This window comes from Inquilinus limosus MP06 (assembly GCF_000767795.1).
GTDB lineage: Bacteria > Pseudomonadota > Alphaproteobacteria > DSM-16000 > Inquilinaceae > Inquilinus > Inquilinus limosus_E.
Map to the genome: position 1 here is coordinate 18,419 of NZ_JANX01000003.1, position 15,846 is coordinate 34,264.

At 69.6% G+C, this 15,846-nt stretch carries 14 protein-coding genes; 10 read left to right on the forward strand and 4 right to left on the reverse strand.

Features of this window, described 5'->3' with window-relative positions:
* Positions 1–32 precede the first annotated feature (32 nt).
* The 4 genes from P409_RS01090 to P409_RS01105 are packed head-to-tail and all read left to right on the forward strand — an operon-like array spanning position 33 to position 5,130.
* Entirely contained in the window at positions 33–1,019 is a 987-nt protein-coding gene (locus P409_RS01090) for an ABC transporter permease (protein ID WP_034830932.1), read from the forward strand.
* Positions 1,020–1,031: 12 nt separating this feature from the next.
* Complete coding sequence (locus P409_RS01095; RefSeq protein WP_034830934.1) at positions 1,032–2,156, forward strand: ABC transporter permease; 1,125 nt, start codon at positions 1,032–1,034, stop codon at positions 2,154–2,156.
* Between the two features lie 14 nt (positions 2,157–2,170).
* Complete coding sequence (locus P409_RS01100; protein ID WP_052119879.1) at positions 2,171–3,913, forward strand: ABC transporter ATP-binding protein; 1,743 nt, start codon at positions 2,171–2,173, stop codon at positions 3,911–3,913.
* Entirely contained in the window at positions 3,910–5,130 is a 1,221-nt protein-coding gene (locus P409_RS01105) for a mandelate racemase/muconate lactonizing enzyme family protein (RefSeq protein WP_034830938.1), read from the forward strand. Before P409_RS01100 ends, P409_RS01105 begins: the two co-directional genes overlap by 4 nt.
* A 36-nt stretch (positions 5,131–5,166) precedes the next feature.
* Here the strand turns inward: P409_RS01105 and P409_RS01110 are convergent, their stop codons facing one another.
* Positions 5,167–5,964 (reverse strand): PfkB family carbohydrate kinase, encoded by a 798-nt coding sequence (locus P409_RS01110; protein ID WP_034830939.1) that lies wholly within the window; start codon positions 5,962–5,964, stop codon positions 5,167–5,169.
* Between the two features lie 39 nt (positions 5,965–6,003).
* A complete protein-coding gene (locus P409_RS01115) occupies positions 6,004–7,017 on the reverse strand; it encodes an SIS domain-containing protein (RefSeq protein WP_034830940.1) in 1,014 nt (337 codons plus the stop codon).
* A 174-nt stretch (positions 7,018–7,191) separates the two neighbouring features.
* Between P409_RS01115 and P409_RS01120 the strand changes: the two genes are divergently transcribed.
* The 4 genes from P409_RS01120 to P409_RS01135 all read left to right on the forward strand — a co-directional run bounded on the left by P409_RS01120 (position 7,192) and on the right by P409_RS01135 (position 11,218).
* Entirely contained in the window at positions 7,192–7,923 is a 732-nt protein-coding gene (locus tag P409_RS01120; protein ID WP_034830942.1) for a GntR family transcriptional regulator, read from the forward strand.
* 79 nt (positions 7,924–8,002) lie between these two features.
* Entirely contained in the window at positions 8,003–8,851 is an 849-nt protein-coding gene (locus P409_RS01125) for a transporter substrate-binding domain-containing protein (RefSeq protein WP_034830943.1), read from the forward strand.
* A gap of 64 nt (positions 8,852–8,915) precedes the next feature.
* A complete protein-coding gene (locus P409_RS01130; protein ID WP_034830944.1) occupies positions 8,916–10,202 on the forward strand; it encodes an NAD(P)/FAD-dependent oxidoreductase in 1,287 nt (428 codons plus the stop codon).
* 41 nt (positions 10,203–10,243) lie between these two features.
* Positions 10,244–11,218: an amino acid ABC transporter permease gene (locus P409_RS01135; RefSeq protein ID WP_081991093.1), complete on the forward strand. Its 975-nt coding sequence runs from the start codon at positions 10,244–10,246 to the stop codon at positions 11,216–11,218.
* 3 nt (positions 11,219–11,221) lie between these two features.
* Here the strand turns inward: P409_RS01135 and P409_RS01140 are convergent, their stop codons facing one another.
* On the reverse strand, positions 11,222–12,142 hold the full coding sequence (locus tag P409_RS01140) for a dihydrodipicolinate synthase family protein (protein ID WP_034830945.1): 921 nt from the start codon (positions 12,140–12,142) through the stop codon (positions 11,222–11,224).
* Positions 12,143–12,145: 3 nt separating this feature from the next.
* Positions 12,146–12,826: a GntR family transcriptional regulator gene (locus tag P409_RS01145; RefSeq protein WP_202964512.1), complete on the reverse strand. Its 681-nt coding sequence runs from the start codon at positions 12,824–12,826 to the stop codon at positions 12,146–12,148.
* 182 nt (positions 12,827–13,008) lie between these two features.
* On the opposite strand from P409_RS01145, the gene P409_RS01150 reads away from it, so the two are divergent.
* Both P409_RS01150 and P409_RS01155 read left to right on the forward strand, forming a co-directional pair.
* On the forward strand, positions 13,009–14,217 hold the full coding sequence (locus P409_RS01150) for a mandelate racemase/muconate lactonizing enzyme family protein (RefSeq protein WP_034830985.1): 1,209 nt from the start codon (positions 13,009–13,011) through the stop codon (positions 14,215–14,217).
* A gap of 43 nt (positions 14,218–14,260) precedes the next feature.
* Positions 14,261–15,844, forward strand: a complete 1,584-nt coding sequence (locus tag P409_RS01155) for an ABC transporter substrate-binding protein (protein ID WP_034830947.1) — start codon at positions 14,261–14,263, stop codon at positions 15,842–15,844.
* Positions 15,845–15,846 lie beyond the last annotated feature (2 nt).

Consider the following 15,846-nt stretch of genomic DNA (forward strand, 5'->3'; position numbering starts at 1 on the left):
CCGCTCAGCGTCCGTATCGAGGAGAGCCCCGGATGCTCCGCTTCATCGCCAAGCGCCTGCTGTGGATGGTGCCCGCGCTCTTCGCGGTCAGCTTCCTCGCCTTCGTCCTGATCCAGCTGCCGCCCGGCGATTTCGTGACCAGCTATATCGCGACGCTGGCCAGCTCCAACGAGATCGTCGACCAGAACGCCGCGGCGGCGCTGCGCGAGCGCTTCGGGCTGAACGACCCGATGCTGGTGCAGTACGGCAAATGGATCGTCGGCATCCTCACCCGCGGTGATTTCGGCCTGTCCTTCGAATGGCAGCAGCCGGTCAGCGACCTGATCTGGGAGCGGATGGCCCTGACCCTGGTGCTGACCCTCGCGACCCTGATCGCGACCTGGGCCATCGCCCTGCCGATCGGGGTCTATTCCGCGGTGCGGAAATACTCGATCGGCGACTACATCGTCACCACCATCACCTTCGCCGGGTTGGCCATCCCGTCCTTCCTGCTGGCGCTGGTGCTGATGTATGTCGCCGCCATCGAGTTCGGGCAGGATGTCAGCGGCCTGTTCTCGCCGGAGTTCGAGAAGGCGCCCTGGAGCATCGCCAAGACCTGGAACCTGCTGCAGCATCTGTGGATCCCGGTGCTGATCCTGGCCGTCTCCGGCACCGCCAGCCTGATCCGGGTGATGCGGGCGAACATGCTGGACGAAATCCACAAGCCCTATGTCACCACGGCGCGCGCCAAGGGCCTGTCCGAGTTCCGGCTGCTGCTGAAATACCCGGTGCGGGTGGCGCTGAACCCGTTCATCTCCACCCTGGCCTGGCTGTTGCCGAACCTGGTCTCCGGCTCGATCGTGGTGGCGATCGTGCTGAACCTGCCGACCGCGGCGCCGCTCTTGCTGCAGTCGCTGATGGCGCAGGACATGTACCTGGCGGGCGCCTTCGTGCTGCTGATCTGCGCCCTGACGCTGATCGGGTCGCTGATCAGCGACATCCTGCTGGCGCTGGTCGACCCGCGCATCCGCCTCGAATAGCCGGGAGGGCCTATGACCGACCTCGCGACCGTCGCCCCCGCCGGCCAGCTCGCCGTCGCCTCGCAATGGCAGCTGATCTGGTGGGCCTTCCGCCGGCACAGGCTGGCCATGGCCTCGCTGGTGATCGTGATCATCCTCTACGTGATCGCGGCCGTGCCGGGGTTCTTCGCCATCAACGACCCCAGCCAGCAGAACGCCCGCGCCGCCTTCCACCCGCCGCAAGGGATCCACCTGTTCGACCGGGCCGAGGATGGCGGCCTGCAGGTCGGCCTGTACTTCCACCCGCACAAGCTGACCCGCGACCCGGAGACGCTGGCCGCCGTCTACAAGGAGGACCCGGCCCGCAAGGTCGGCATCTCGCTGTTCGGCCGTGGCTACACCTATTCGGTGCTGGGGCTGTTCACCACGAACATCCACCTCATCGCCTCGGCCGACCCGAAGCAGCCGCTGTTCCTGTTCGGCACCGACCGCCTCGGCCGCTGCGTCTGGAGCCGGATCATGCAGGGCGCCCAGATCTCGCTGTCGGTCGGCCTGGTCGGCGTGTTCCTGTCGCTCGCCATCGGCCTGATTCTCGGCGGCATCTCCGGCTATTACGGCGGCAAGCCGGATTTCGTGATCCAGCGGGTGATCGAATTCGTGCTGGCCCTGCCGACGATCCCGATCTGGCTGGCCATGGCCGCGGCCCTGCCGCAGGACTGGCCGGCCATCACCCAGTACTTCATGATCACCGTGATCCTGTCGCTGACCGGCTGGGCCCAGCTGGCGCGCGTCGTCCGCGGCCGCTTCCTGTCGCTCAGAACCGAGGAGTTCGTCACCGCCGCCCGGCTCGACGGCTGCGGCGAGGGGCGGATCATCTTCCGCCACATGATGCCGAGCTTCCTCAGCCACATCATCGCCTCGGTGACCTTGGCGATCCCGGCGATGATCCTGGCCGAGACGGCGCTGTCCTTCCTCGGTCTCGGGCTGCAGCCGCCGACCATCTCCTGGGGCGTGCTGCTGCGCGAGGCGCAGAACATCCGCTCGATCGCCACCGCCCCCTGGCTGTTCGCGCCCGGCGCCTTCGTGGTGGTCGCGGTGATGGCGCTCAACCTGCTCGGCGACGGCCTGCGCGACGCGGCCGACCCCTACAACAAGTGACGGCGGAGCGCTCGATGACGAACCCTCCCGCCGCCCCCGTGCCGTTCCCCGGCCGCCCCAAGCCCGTCCTGGCGGTGCGCGACCTGGTGACCCATTTCCCGACCCGCGCCGGGCTGGTCAAGGCGGTCGACGGCGTCTCCTTCGCGGTCGAACGCGGCAAGACCCTCTGCGTCGTCGGCGAAAGCGGGTCGGGCAAGAGCGTCACCGCCCGCTCGATCCTGCAGATCGTCGACGCACCCGGGCGCATCGTCTCCGGCGAGATGGTGCTGAACCGGGCCGATGGCAGCAGCGTCGATCTGGCGAAGCTGCATCCGCGCGGCCGGGCGATCCGCCGGGTGCGCGGCCGCGAGATCGCGATGATCTTCCAGGAGCCGATGTCGTCGCTGTCGCCGATCCACACCGTCGGCGACCAGATCATCGAGGTGCTGCGCCTGCATCTGGGCATGGGCAAGGCCGCGGCCCGGGCGCGGACGATCGAGCTGCTGAAGCAGGTCGAGATCCCGCGGCCGGAACGGGCGATCGACCGCTACACCTTCGAGTTCTCGGGCGGCATGCGCCAGCGCGCCATGATCGCCATGGCGCTGGCCTGCAACCCGCAGCTGCTGATCGCCGACGAGCCGACCACGGCGCTGGACGTCACCACCCAGGCCGAGATTCTGGACCTGATCAAGCGGCTGCAGGCCGAATACGGCATGGCGGTGCTGTTCATCACCCATGACATGGGGGTGGTGGCGGAGATCGCCGACGACGTGCTGGTGATGTATCACGGCAAGGTGGTGGAGCACGGTCCGGTCGACCGCATCTTCCACGCGCCGCAGGAGCCCTACACGAAGATGCTGATCGGCTCGGTCCTCAGGCTCGAGGACAAGGCCGAGATCCGGCTGAGGCGCCCGCCGCTGCCGGCCGACCGCCGGCCGGTGGTCGAGGTCGAGGGCCTGCGGATGCAGTTCGGCACCGGCAGCGCCGCCTTCGCCGCGGTCGACGGCGTGTCGCTGCAGGTGAGGGCAGGGGAGACGCTGGGCATCGTCGGCGAATCCGGCTCCGGCAAGACCACGATGGGGCGCTGCCTGCTGCGGATCTACGACCCGACCGACGGCGCCATCCGCTACCGCCGCGCCGACAATTCGGTGGTCGACCTGGCCAAGGCCGACAAGCCGACGCTCGCCTCGTGCCGGCGCGAGATCCGGATGATCTTTCAGGATCCGGTCTCCTCCCTCAACCCGCGCATGACCGTGGCCCAGGTGATCGGCGAGCCGCTGCTGGTCAACGGCATCGCCAGGGGCAAGGACCTGGACGAGCGGGTCGCCGGGCTGATGCGCCAGGTCGGCCTCGACCCCGCCTGGCGCGAGCGCTACCCGCACGCCTTCTCCGGCGGCCAGCGCCAGCGCATCGGCATCGCCCGCGCCATCGCGCTGAACCCCCGGGTCATCGTCGCCGACGAGGCGACCTCGGCGCTCGACGTCTCGCTGCGCTTCCAGGTGCTGGACCTGCTGCTGAAGCTGCAGGACGAGTTGGATCTCGCCTACATCTTCATCAGCCACGACATCGGCGTGATCCGCTACATGTGCGACCGCGTCGGCGTGATGTATCGCGGCCGGCTGGTCGAGATCGGCGAGGCCGAGGCGGTGTGCGAGGCGCCGGCCCATGACTACACCAAGGCGCTGATCTCCGCGGTGCCGCGGCCCGACCCGCGCCGCCGCAGCATCCACAACCGCATCCGGTACACCGAACCCTCCGAGCGGAGCCTCGCCCGATGAAGATCACCGACATCCGGACCTTCCTGATGCAGGCGGGGCCGCCGGATCCCGACAAATGGGCGACGGACGGCCGGCTCGGCGACGCGGCGATGCCGGAGGGCAAGCTCGGCGGCTTCCGCAACTGGCTGTTCGTCAAGGTCTACACCGATGCCGGCATCGTCGGCATCGGCGAATGCTCCGGCTGGCCGCGGGTGATCGAGACCGCGGTGCAGGACCTGAAGGCGCTGCTGATCGGCGAGGACCCGACGCATATCGAGCGGCTGTGGCAGAAGATGCAGGTCGCCACGATGGGGCACGGCATGCTCGGCACGGTCGGCGCCGGGGCAATGACCGGCATCGATGTCGCGCTGTGGGACATCAAGGGCAAGGCGCTGGGCGTGCCGGTGTGGAACCTGCTCGGCGGCAGGATGCGCGACCGGGTGCCGATCTATTCCCACGCCAACACGGCCGAGGCGGCGCTGGCGGTGAAGGGCCACGGCATCCGGACCATCAAATGCGGCGGCGTCGCCGACCCGGTGCGCAAGGTGGCGACGCTGCGCGAGGCGGTGGGCGACGAGGTCGACATCGCCATCGACCTGCACGGCCCGCCCTGGCTGACCCCGGCCGACGCCGCCCGGCTGGCTCGAGCGCTGGAGCCATACAACCTGCTGTGGATCGAGGACCCGATCGCGCCCGAAAACCTCGACGGCTACAAGCGCATCCGTGACGCCGCCCATGTGCCGCTGGCGGCGGGCGAGCGCATGGCGACGATCTTCGGCGAGCGCGAACTGATCGAGCGCGAGCTGGTCGACGTCATCCAGCCCGACACCGGCCGGGCCGGCGGCCTGACCCAGATGCGGAAGATCGCGGCGATGGCGGAGGCGCATCACATCATGATGGCGCCGCATTCCGGCTCGCTGGGCCCTGTCGCCGAATATGCGGCGCTGCACCTGCTGGCGGCGATCCCGAACGCGCTGATCCTGGAGCGGCTGGATGCCGACTGGCCCGGCCGGGCCCGGACCGTGGTGCCGCATCCGGTGCAGGAAGGCGGCTCGATCGCCGTGCCCGACGCGTCGGGGCTAGGCTGCGACATCGACGAGGATTTCGTCGCGCGTTTTCCCAGCGAGCGCAACGTCGCCGTGCCCGGATCCGACAAGTCCTACGCGCCGGGCACCCACCGGGAGCATGTCTATGTCCAGACGCGGCTCCGGCGGGCGCCGTACTTCAACGGGCGCTGAACCGGCGGGTCCGGTGCTTCGGACGAAGACAGCTGTTCAGGGAAGCGGCTGAAGCGCCTGTTCGAAGCCGCCGACATGGCGGCAGGTGAGGGCGGCGGCGTGCCGGGCGGCCTCCAGGCAGGCGCCCAGGTCGCCGCCCGCGAGATGCGCGTCGATGAAGGCGGCGATGAAGGTGTCGCCGGCGCCGGTGGTATCGACCACTTCGACCGGAGCCGCGTCGGCCTCGGCCATCGCGGTGCCATCCGTGGCGATGCTGCCCCGGGCGCCACAGGTCACCACCGCGACCCGGGCGCCCTGGTCGAGGAAATCCCGGGCCAGCTGCCGGGCGCGCGCCCGGTCCTCGCCCGCCGAGCCGAAGGCGATGGCCAGCCCGTCGGCACCGGGATTGACGGCGAGGTCCTGCGAGACCGAAACGCCTGCCTTCGCGAGCTCGCGCCGCAGCGCGCCGCCATCGTCCAGCCAGCCGAGATGGACGTGGCGCATGCGGCACAGGCGGGCCCGATCGGCCGCCGGCGGACGATATCCGGCACAGGCGCCGAAATCCTCGAAGGCGATGATCCGGTCGCCGGTCGCGTCGATGTCGAGATCGGTGACGGCGGTGCGGCCCGGCCGGACCAGGACCCGGCCGGTGTCGACGCCGCAGCCGGCCAGGCAGGCCAGGACCCGGCAGCCGTCCGCGTCGTCGCCGACCGCGCCGAAATACCCGACCTCGCGGCCCAGCCGGTGCAAATGCACGGCCACGTTCAGCGCATTGCCGCCGACCGCCGACTGCCGGGTCGGCAGGTACCGGTCGATGCAGTTGTCGCCGACGGTGGCAATCTCGAAGCCGCTCATGCCGCTCCCCCGACGTTCGCTTCCGGCGGCATCATGCCCTCAATAGGCCACCCGCTTGTAGTAGCGCCGGGTGGTCAGCGGATGGTCGGTCAGCACCTCGAGATGGGCGCTGACCCGCTCCAGCGCGGCCGCCAGCAGCACGGGCGAGACCAGGCCCCGAACCTCCGGGGACAGGCCCGGCAGCGCGAACCGGGCGGCGTCCAGCACCAGCAGCCGGTCGGTGTACTGCCGGGCGAAGCGCTCGACCCGGTCGGCCAGCGGACGAAGCTCGTCCTCGCCTTTGAGCAGCACGACGCTGACCCCGGGCTCGACCAGCTCCAGCGTGCCGTGAAAGAAGTCCGACGCATGCACCGGCCGGGTCCGGATCCACTGCATCTCCTCCAGGATGCACATGCCGTAATAGAAGGCCTGGGGCCAGGCCGAGCCCGATGCCGTGATGATGTGGTAGGGCGTGTCCGCCAGGGCCCGGGCGAAGGCGCCGGCCTCCGGCTCGAAATCCCGCTTCAGCCCGGCCAGCAGCCCGGGAAGGCGGCCGAGCTCCGCGACGATCGCGTCCCGGTCCGGGCCTTCGCCCCGATGCGCCAGGACCGACAGGGCGATGAACAGGGACTGCAGGTAGAAGGATTCGCAGGAGGTGTCGTCCTCGGCGAAGTTGACGATCGCATGGTCGGCCTGCTCGGCCAGGGGCGCGCCGGCATGCCCGACCAGCGCCAGCACCGTCGCCCCGCGCGCCTTGCAGAAGGCCAGCGCCTCCACGCTTTCGGCCGTGGTGCCGGAGAGGGAGGGGATGACGACGATCGATCTCGGCCCGAGATGCCGCGATCCGGCCAGCACCAGCTCGGCCGAGGGCTCCGCGAAGACCGGGAAGGTCGAGCGGCGCTGCAGCAGCTGCTGCGCCGGCTGCATCAGGATCGCGGCGCCGCCGGTGCCGAGGAAGAACAGGTTCTCGGCCCCGGCCTGAAGGCTGGCCTGGATCGCCGCATGGATCCGTCCCGCGGTCGCCGCCGCGCCCGACTGGATCCGGACATATCGCGGCTCGTCGAAATTCAGCATCGGCCATCGCCTCCCGGCTGCGTGATTGCCGTCTTCGTATCAGCAACGGAGTTGTCAGACAACGCTGTTCGATATGTGCCGATCGGCAGGGCTTGACCGGAAGGACGCCGCCGCAGATGTTGTCTGACGGCAGCCGTTCGGCCGCCGCATCGCAGTCGGTCGGGGAGGGCGTTCGTGGCCACCGCGCTTCGGGACGAGCGGGCGCTGAGCGTCCGGCTCAAGGACGAGATCACGGCGTTGATCGACCGCGGACGGCTGAAGCCCGGCGACAAGCTGCCGACCGAGGCGGAGCTGACCGAGCGGTTCCGGATCTCCCGGCCGGCGCTGCGCGAGGCGCTGAAGCTGCTGGAGCAGGAAGGGATGATCACGGTCGTGCACGGCCGTGGGCGCTTCGTCGCCGCCGCGGCAGCCGTGCGGGTGAAGCGGCCGATCACCTGCTTCGAGAGCGTGACCGACATGGTCCGGCACTTCGGCTACGCGCCGGAGAACAAGGTGCTGGACCTGTCCGAGACCGGGGCGGACCAGGAGACTGCGACGGCCTTGGCCATCCCGAAGGGAGCCCCGGTTGTCAGACTGGAACGGCTGCGGCTGCAGGGCGATGCGGCGATCATCTACTCGATCGACCTGGTGCCCCGGCCGATCCTGCCGGCCGACCTCTCGGCGCTCGACTGGAACGGTTCGCTGTGCGAGCTGCTCGACCGCTGCGGCCACCGGCCGCTCGCCTCCGCCGCCACCGCATCCGCCGGCCTCCTGCCACCGGATGTTGTCGAGTCGCATGGCCTTGCGGATTTCGGTCCGGCCTTCCTGATCTCCGAGATCTGCTATTCCGCGTCCGGCCGCCCGGTGCTCTACGCGCATGACTATCATCGCGGCAGCGCCTTCTCGTTCAGCTTCGCGCGCCGGTAACATATCGGTGCGACGGCTTGTCAGTCGTCTGACACTGTGTCTATGCTCGGCGAACACCAATCAACATCGGGGAGGAACCATGTTCGGAAAGATGCTGTCGGCCGCCGCCGTTGCCGCGGTGCTGGCCTGCGCCGGGTCGCCGGTCCAGGCCGGCCAGACTCTGGACCGGGTGATGTCGACCAAGGTGCTGCATGTCGCCACCAACGCGAACTGGCCGCCGCAGGGCTTTCTCAACGACGCCAACGAGCTCGACGGCTTCGACATCGACATGGCGAAGGAGATCGCCAAGCGCCTCGGCGCCGAGGTCCAGTTCGACACGCCGGAATGGCAGGTGATGACCGGCGGCCACTGGCAGGGGCGCTGGGACGTGGCGGTGGGCTCGATCACGCCGACCAAGGCGCGGGCCCAGGTGCTGGATTTCCCGGCGGTCTACTACTACAGCCCCTATGTCTTCGTGGTGCACAAGGACTCGAAGGCGGCCAAGCGGTCGGACCTGAACGGCAAGGTCATCGGGGTCGAGACCTCGACCACCTCGGAGGACTACATCAACCGGCGGCTGGAGATCGACGCGCCCGACGTCCCGCCCTTCACCTATGACGTCCAGCCCGGCGAGGTCCGCACCTATCCGGGCTCGATCGAGCCGTTCGACGACCTGCGCCTCGGCGACGGCGTCCGCATCGACGCCATCGTCGCGCCGGAGCAGACGGCGCTCGGCGCCATCAAGAACGGCTATCCGGTCAAGGTGCTGGAAGGCGACCACGCCTTCTTCGAGCCGCTGGTGGTGGTCGCCGACAAGGGCGACGCCGAATGGGACGCCAAGCTCAAGGAGATCATCGGCGCGATGCGCGCGGACGGCACCATCTCGAAGTTTTCCCAGAAATGGTACGGCCGCGACTACAGCCAGATGACGGTCTCGACCGCCAAGTGACGTCCCCGTTGCGGGCGCAGCCGCTCGGCGGTCGCGCCCTGTGACCGCCGTCCCCGGAGACGCCATGCCGGCTTCCTATATCGACACCTATTACAGCCGCACGCTGGCCGCCGACGAACGCCTCCTGCCGCTGTCCGGCCGGGTGAGCGCCGATGTCTGCGTCGTCGGCGGCGGCCTCGCCGGCATCACCGCGGCGCTGGAGCTGGCGCGGCGCGGCCGGCAGGTGGTGCTGCTGGAGGGGCGGCGCATCGCCTGGGGCGCGTCCGGCCGCAACGGCGGCTTCGTGTCCCCCGGCTATGCCACCGGCCTCGACGCCATCGAAAGGCTGGCGGGGCACGACGCCGCCGCTTCGCTGTACCGCCTGTCGATGGAGGGCGTGCGGATCGTCGCCGACAACATCCGCGACCTCGGCATCGCCGAGGCGGCACCGGTGCACGGCATCATCGCCGCCATCCGCTACGACGGCGCCGCAGCCCTGCAATCGTATCGCGACCGGATGGAGCGCGACTTCGGCCGACCGCTGCGCTTCATGCCGCGCGACGAGGTCCGGTCGCATCTGCTGTCGCCGAAATACCATCAGGCGCTCTACGACGCCGAGTCTTTCCACTTCCACCCGCTGAACTACGCCTGCGCCCTGATCCGCGAATTCCGGCGCCTGGGCGGTCTGGTGCATGAGGACAGCCTGGTCACGGGGGCGCAGCTGGACGGGGCGCGCAAGGTGGTGACCACGGCGGGGGGGCGGGTCGAGTGCGGCGACGTCGTCTTCGCCGGCGGGGGCTACACCGATTCCGTCTGCCCGGCGCTGCGGCGGGCCTTCCTGCCGATCGCCACCTATGTCCTGCTGACCGAGCCGATCCGGGACCGCATCGCCGACGCGATCCGGACCAATGCCGCGATCGGCGACGACCGCAGGGCCGGCGACTATTACCGGGTGGTCGGGGGCGAGCGGATCCTGTGGGGCGGCCGCATCACCACCCGCACCAGCGACCCGCGCGACCTGGCCGAGCGGCTGCGGCGCGAGATGGTGACGACCTATCCGCAGCTGGCCGACGTGAGGATCGACATCGCCTGGTCGGGGCTGATGTCCTATGCCCGCCATCTGATGCCGCAGATCGGGCGGCTGCAGCCCGGGGTCTGGTACTGCACCGCCTTCGGCGGCCATGGCATGAACACCACGGCGATCGGCGGCAAGGTCGTCGCCGAGGCGATCGCGGGCGAGAGCGACCGCGTCCGGCTGTTCGAGCCCTTCGGGCTGGCCTGGAACGGCGGTCCGTTCGGGCGGGCGGCGGCCCAGCTGACCTATTGGACCTACCAGGCGATGGATGCCTGGCGCGAGCGCAAGGCCGCCTGAACGCAGGCCTGGTCAGGAACGGAGCAGGGAGCGGGGAGACGATGTACGCGGACAAGGTCGAATATCCCCGCATCTCCACCAGGCCGGCCGTCTTTCTGCCGCTGGCGGTCGTCCTGTTCCTGGTGTTCTGGGCCTGCGGGCTGAAGGACACCTGGCTCGGCCAAGCCGGCGTCGCGCTGATCGGCGAGCCTGCGGCCGTGGGCTGGGCCGGCAACGTCGCCGCCGCCGTGATCGTCACCCTGGTGATGCTGGCGAATTTCTACGCCATCGTCTTCCTGCCGCGGGTGTGGCAGATCGCAGTGATCTGGGCCGAGCTCATGTTCTGGCTGGTGATCTTCTTCCGCTCTTTCAACCTCAGCCTCGAATTCGTCGAGCGCAAGATCGGCTTCCTGATCACCCAGGGCGTGACGACGACGCTCTATGTCTCGGCCGCCTCCATCGCCATCGCTTTCGTCCTGGCCATGGCCGGGGCGATCGCCAAGCTGTCGCGCAACGGCATCGCCTATGCGCTGGCCACCTTCTACACCTCGATCTTCCGCGGCCTGCCGCTGCTGATGCAGGTCTACATCATCTATATGGGCCTGCCGCAGCTGGGCTATGTGGTGAAGGCCGTGCCGGCCGGCATCGCCGCCCTGTCGCTGTGCTACGGCGCCTACATGACCGAGATCTTCCGCGCCGGCATCGAGAGCATCCCGCGCGGCCAGTGGGAGGCGGCGCGGGCGCTGGGCCTGCCGCCGCATCTGGTGCTGCGCAAGGTGATCCTGCCGCAGGCAATGCGGGTGATCATCCCGCCGACCGGCAACCAGTTCATCGCCATGCTGAAGGACAGCACCCTCGTCTCCGTCATCGGGGTGTGGGAGCTGATGTATCTCGCCCGCACCCAGGGCCAGACCGAGTTCCGGCATGTCGAGATGCTGATCACCGCCTCGGCCATCTACTGGCTGATGTCGATCGTGCTCGAGCTCGGCCAGGCCAAGCTCGAGCGCAGCTTCAACCGGGTCCGGTTCCGGGGATAGGGGTCACACCGGCCCGCGGCTGCCGAGGCCCCAGCGCGCGATCTCCTGCGTCAGCGTCTCGCGGTCGGCGGGGTCGAGGGCCGGCAGGCCCGGCAGGCGCACGGCGCCGGCCGGGAAGCCCAGCAGGCCCAGCGCCTCCTTGACCACGGTGACGTTGGCGCCGTTGCCGTAGCGGGTGCGCAGCGTCTCGAACCGGGCGATCTCCGCCACCAGGGCGCGGGCCCCGGCATAGTCGCCCGCCTCCAGCGTCGCATGGATGGCCAGCGACCGTGCCGGGTCGACATTGACCAGGCCGGAGGTGAAGCCGCGGGCGCCGAGGGCGTAGAAGGGCGCGGCCCAGCCCTCGGCCAGGCCGCAGACCCAGACCGCGGTGGCGGCGTCGCTCGACCGCACGCATTCAGCCAGCAGCATCAGGTTGGTGGTGGCGAACTTGACGCCGACGACATTGGGGTGGTTGGCCACCGACAGCAGGTCGGCCAGGCCCATGGCATCGGACCGGACATAGGCGACCAGCGGCAGGTCGACCGCGTCGGCGATCGACCGGAAATAGGCGGCCTGGGCCTGGGGGGCGGCGAAGGGGTCGAGCGGCTGATGCGACATGATCGCGGTCGCCCCGGCCTCCCTGGCGCGGCGGCCCAGCGCGATCGCCTCGGTCAGCGACCGGCCGACGGCAGCGATGACGTTGCTGCGGCCCCGGGCGGCCGACACCGCCGTGTCGTGCACCAGCCGCACCTCGTCCGGCGCCAGGGCGTAGAACTCGCCGGTGTTGCCGGCGGCAACGACATTGGGAATGCCGCCGGCGACGATGCGGTCGACGATGCGGCCGGTGAGGTCCGCGTCGACGCCGCCTGCGGCCGTGTAGGCGGTCGCGTGCACGCCCGAGATGCCGCACAGCGCGCGCCGCAGGCCGGTCTGGTTGTCCATTCTCTACTCCTTCCGGCGCGCGAACGCCGTCTGCACATGTTGCCGGCCCGACCGCACGATGTGGTCGCGCATCGCCCGTTCGGCCGCGTCGGGATCCCGCGCCTCCAGGGCCGCGAGGATGCTCAGATGCTCGCCCAAAGCGCGCTCGCGCTCCTCCTGGTCGCCCAGCAGGAAGCGGCGCGCCGCCTTGTCGTAGACCAGCTGCCCGGCCAGCAGGCGCTGCAGGTAGCGGCAGCCCGAGGCGGCGTGGATGGTCTCGTGGAAGGTCTCGTTCAGCGTGATCAGCCGGCGCACCGCGCCCGCCGCCGTCGCCTGCCGCATGGCCTCGCCGACCATGTGCAGCTCCGCGATCTCGCCATCCGAGATCCGCGTCGCCGCCTGGCGCGCGATCATGCTCTCCAGCGCCGCGCGGGCCAGCGCCATCTCCTCGGCCTGGGCGGCGTCGAAGGTGATGCGGATGCCGCGGCGGGGTTCGGTCCGCACCAGCCCCTCCAGCTCCAGCCGGCGCAGCGCCTCCTTCACCGGCGTGGTGCTGACGCCCAGCTGCGCCGCCGCCTGGCGCTCGTTCAGCAGCGATCCCGTCGGCAGCTGGCCGGAGATGATGGCCTGGCGCAGCTGCTCGTGAACGTGGTCGCGCAGCCCCTTCAGCATGTTCGGGTCGAGGGCGGGCAGGGGGCGGTGCAAGCGGAACCTCTCGTCGCGGCCGGCTCCGGCGTCCGGCGATTCTTGAGACTTGATATATCAGGTCCCAACGGAGTAAGTCTAGCCGCGAGGCAAGGCCGGCGCCCGGCGGCGCTCCTCCCGCCCATCCGACCGTGCCGGGGCACGCGGGGCGGCAAGCAACCGGGACGGGGAGGATGGGCAGCGTGAAGATCGACCGTCTGCGGACCTACATGACGCGCGACAAGGATCGCCCGCGGCTGCTCGTCGCCATCGACACCGATGACGGCCTCACCGGCTGGGGCGAGTGCTACAACCACGGGCCCGATCGTGCGCTGGCGCCGCTGCTGGAGTACCTGTTCACCTTCCTGCAGGGGCAGGACCCGCGCCGGATCGAGTACATCGTCCAGTACCTGATGCAGCAGACGCGCTTTCCGCCCGGCGCGCTGACGCTGGCCGCGATCTCGGCGATCGACCATTGCCTGTGGGACATCTCGGCCAAGGCGCTCGGCGTCCCGGTCTACATGCTGCTCGGCGGCAACGCCCGCGACCGGGTGCGGGTCTATGCGGGCGTCTACACCGCGCCTGACGCGCCGGCGGCGCGGGAGGAGTTCGACCGGCTGAACGAGAATTGGGGCCTGACCGCCTTCAAGCTCAGCCCCTACCGCATCAACATCTACGAGAACCGCTGGGGCGAGGTGGTGCGCACCAGCGCGGACTACTTCCGCTCGCTGCGGGAGACGGTGCGCAGCGACTACGAGATCGCCTTCGACGCCCATGCCCGCATCTTCGAGCCGCATCAGGCGGTGCAGCTCGGCAATGCGCTCGCCCCCTACGACCCGCTGTTCTTCGAGGAGCCGATCCGGCCCGAGAATGTCGAGGTCTGGGGCGACATCAAGCGGCAGATGGCCTGCACGCTGGCGACCGGCGAGTCGCTGTACAGCCGCTTCGAGTTCCTGCGCCTGCTGTCCCATCGCGGGGCGGACATCATCCAGCCCGACATCTGCGTCGTCGGCGGCCTGCTGGAGATGCGCAAGATCGCGGCGATCGCGGAGGCGCATTACGTCACCGTCGCGCCGCACAACCCGATGGGGCCGCTGGCCACGGCGGTGAACCTGCATTTCTCCGCCGCCCAGCCGAATTTCCGCATTCTGGAGTACCGGCTGCCGCATGGCCCGAACTACACGTTCCAAGCCGGGGGCGAGGCGAGCGGCGGCGGGGCGAAGGCCGATGCCTCGGCCGGCGCCTGGTACGTCAAGGACCCGTATCTCCCGCGCGAGGGATATCTCGAGCTGCGCCCCGACCGGCCGGGCTGGGGCGTCGAGATCGACGAGGAGGTGCTGAAGACCGACGGGTACATCCACTGGGAGCGGCGCGTCGGCCGCCGCCCCGACGGATCGAGCGCGTTTCCGTAAGCAAGCAAGAACAGCGGGCAGCCGCCCAACAGGGAGGACGAGAATGAGACTGACCCTACTGGCCGCGACCGCGGCCCTGGCGCTGGCCTTCGGCGTGTCCGGCGCCCGGGCAGCGTCGCCGGCCAACGCGCTGGTGATCGGCACGCAGCTCAGCGCCGTGCCGTCGCTCGACCCGGCGGCGATCAACGCGCGCACGGTCTCCGAGATCATCTCGAACCTCTACGACAACCTCGTGATGGTGACGCCTGACGACCTCCAGACGATCCGGCCGATGCTGGCCGAGAGCTGGACCGTCTCCGACGACAAGCGCGCCATCACCATGACGCTGCGCCAGGGCGCAACCTTCTCCTCCGGCAATCCGGTGACGGCGGAGGACGCGGCCTGGACCATCCAGCGCGTGGTCAAGATGGGGCAGGTCGGATCGACCGACATCGCCCTCTGGGGCTTCACCAAGGACAATGTCGACCAGCTGGTCCAGGCCAAGGACGAGCGGACGCTCGTCATCAGCCTGCCGCAGCCGGTGTCGACCGACCTTGTTCTCTATTCGCTGGCCGGCGCCTCGCTCGGCATCATCGACAAGAAGGCGGCGCTGCAGCACGAGCAGAACGGCGACCTGGCCCAGAACTGGCTGAAGGCCAACAGCGCCGGCAGCGGCCCCTACAAGCTCACCACCTGGCGGCCGAACGACATCCTGCTGTGCGACGCGCGGGCGGATTATTGGGGCGGCGCGCCGGCGATGAAGCGCGTGGTCATGCGGCACGTGCCGGAATCCGGCAACCTGCGGCTGCAGGTCGAGGCCGGCGACATCGATATCGGCCAGTACATGGCCAACAGCGACATCGAGGCGCTGAAGGCCAAGGGCGCGACGGTCGATCCCGGGCCGGGCCTGGGCTTCTACTACATCGCCATGAACACGCAGGACCCGGATCTGGCCAAGCCGAAAGTGCGCGAGGCCTTCCAGCACATCCTCGACTGGAAGCCGCTGGCCGAGACCACGATGAACTTCAACGGCTTCCCCTGGCAGTCGATCATCCCCAAGGGGATGCCCGGCGCTCCGACGGAGGAGCCGACCGGCTATGAATACAACCCCGAACTGGCCAAGAAGCTGCTGGCCGAGGCCGGCTATCCGGACGGGCTGAAGAAGACGCTGTACCCGTCGGGCGATGCGCTGCTGAAGATGGCGGTGGCGCTGCAGGCCAGCGCCAAGAAGGCCGGCGTGGAATTCGAGGTCGTGCCGGGCGAGCACACGCCGGATTTCCGCGCCAGGAAGTACCAGGTGCTGGTCGGCAATTCCGGCACGCGGCTGCCGGACCCGTTCGGCACGCTGGTGCAGTATGCCTACAACCCGGACAATCGCGACGAGGCGAAGCTTGGCGGCTACTATCTGTGGCGCACCGCGCTGGACGCGCCGGAGCTGACCAAGATGGTCGAGGCGTCGAAGGCCGAGACCGACCCGGCCAAGCGGGCACAGCTCTTCTCCGAGATCGACCGGAAGTTCAAGGAGATGGTGCCGCCGCTGGTGATCGTGCTGCAGCGCACCGACCCCTACGTCATCCGCCAGGGCGTCACCGGCTATGCCGGCAACCCGACCTGGTCGACCCGCTGGCACGACGTGAAGAAGAACTGAGG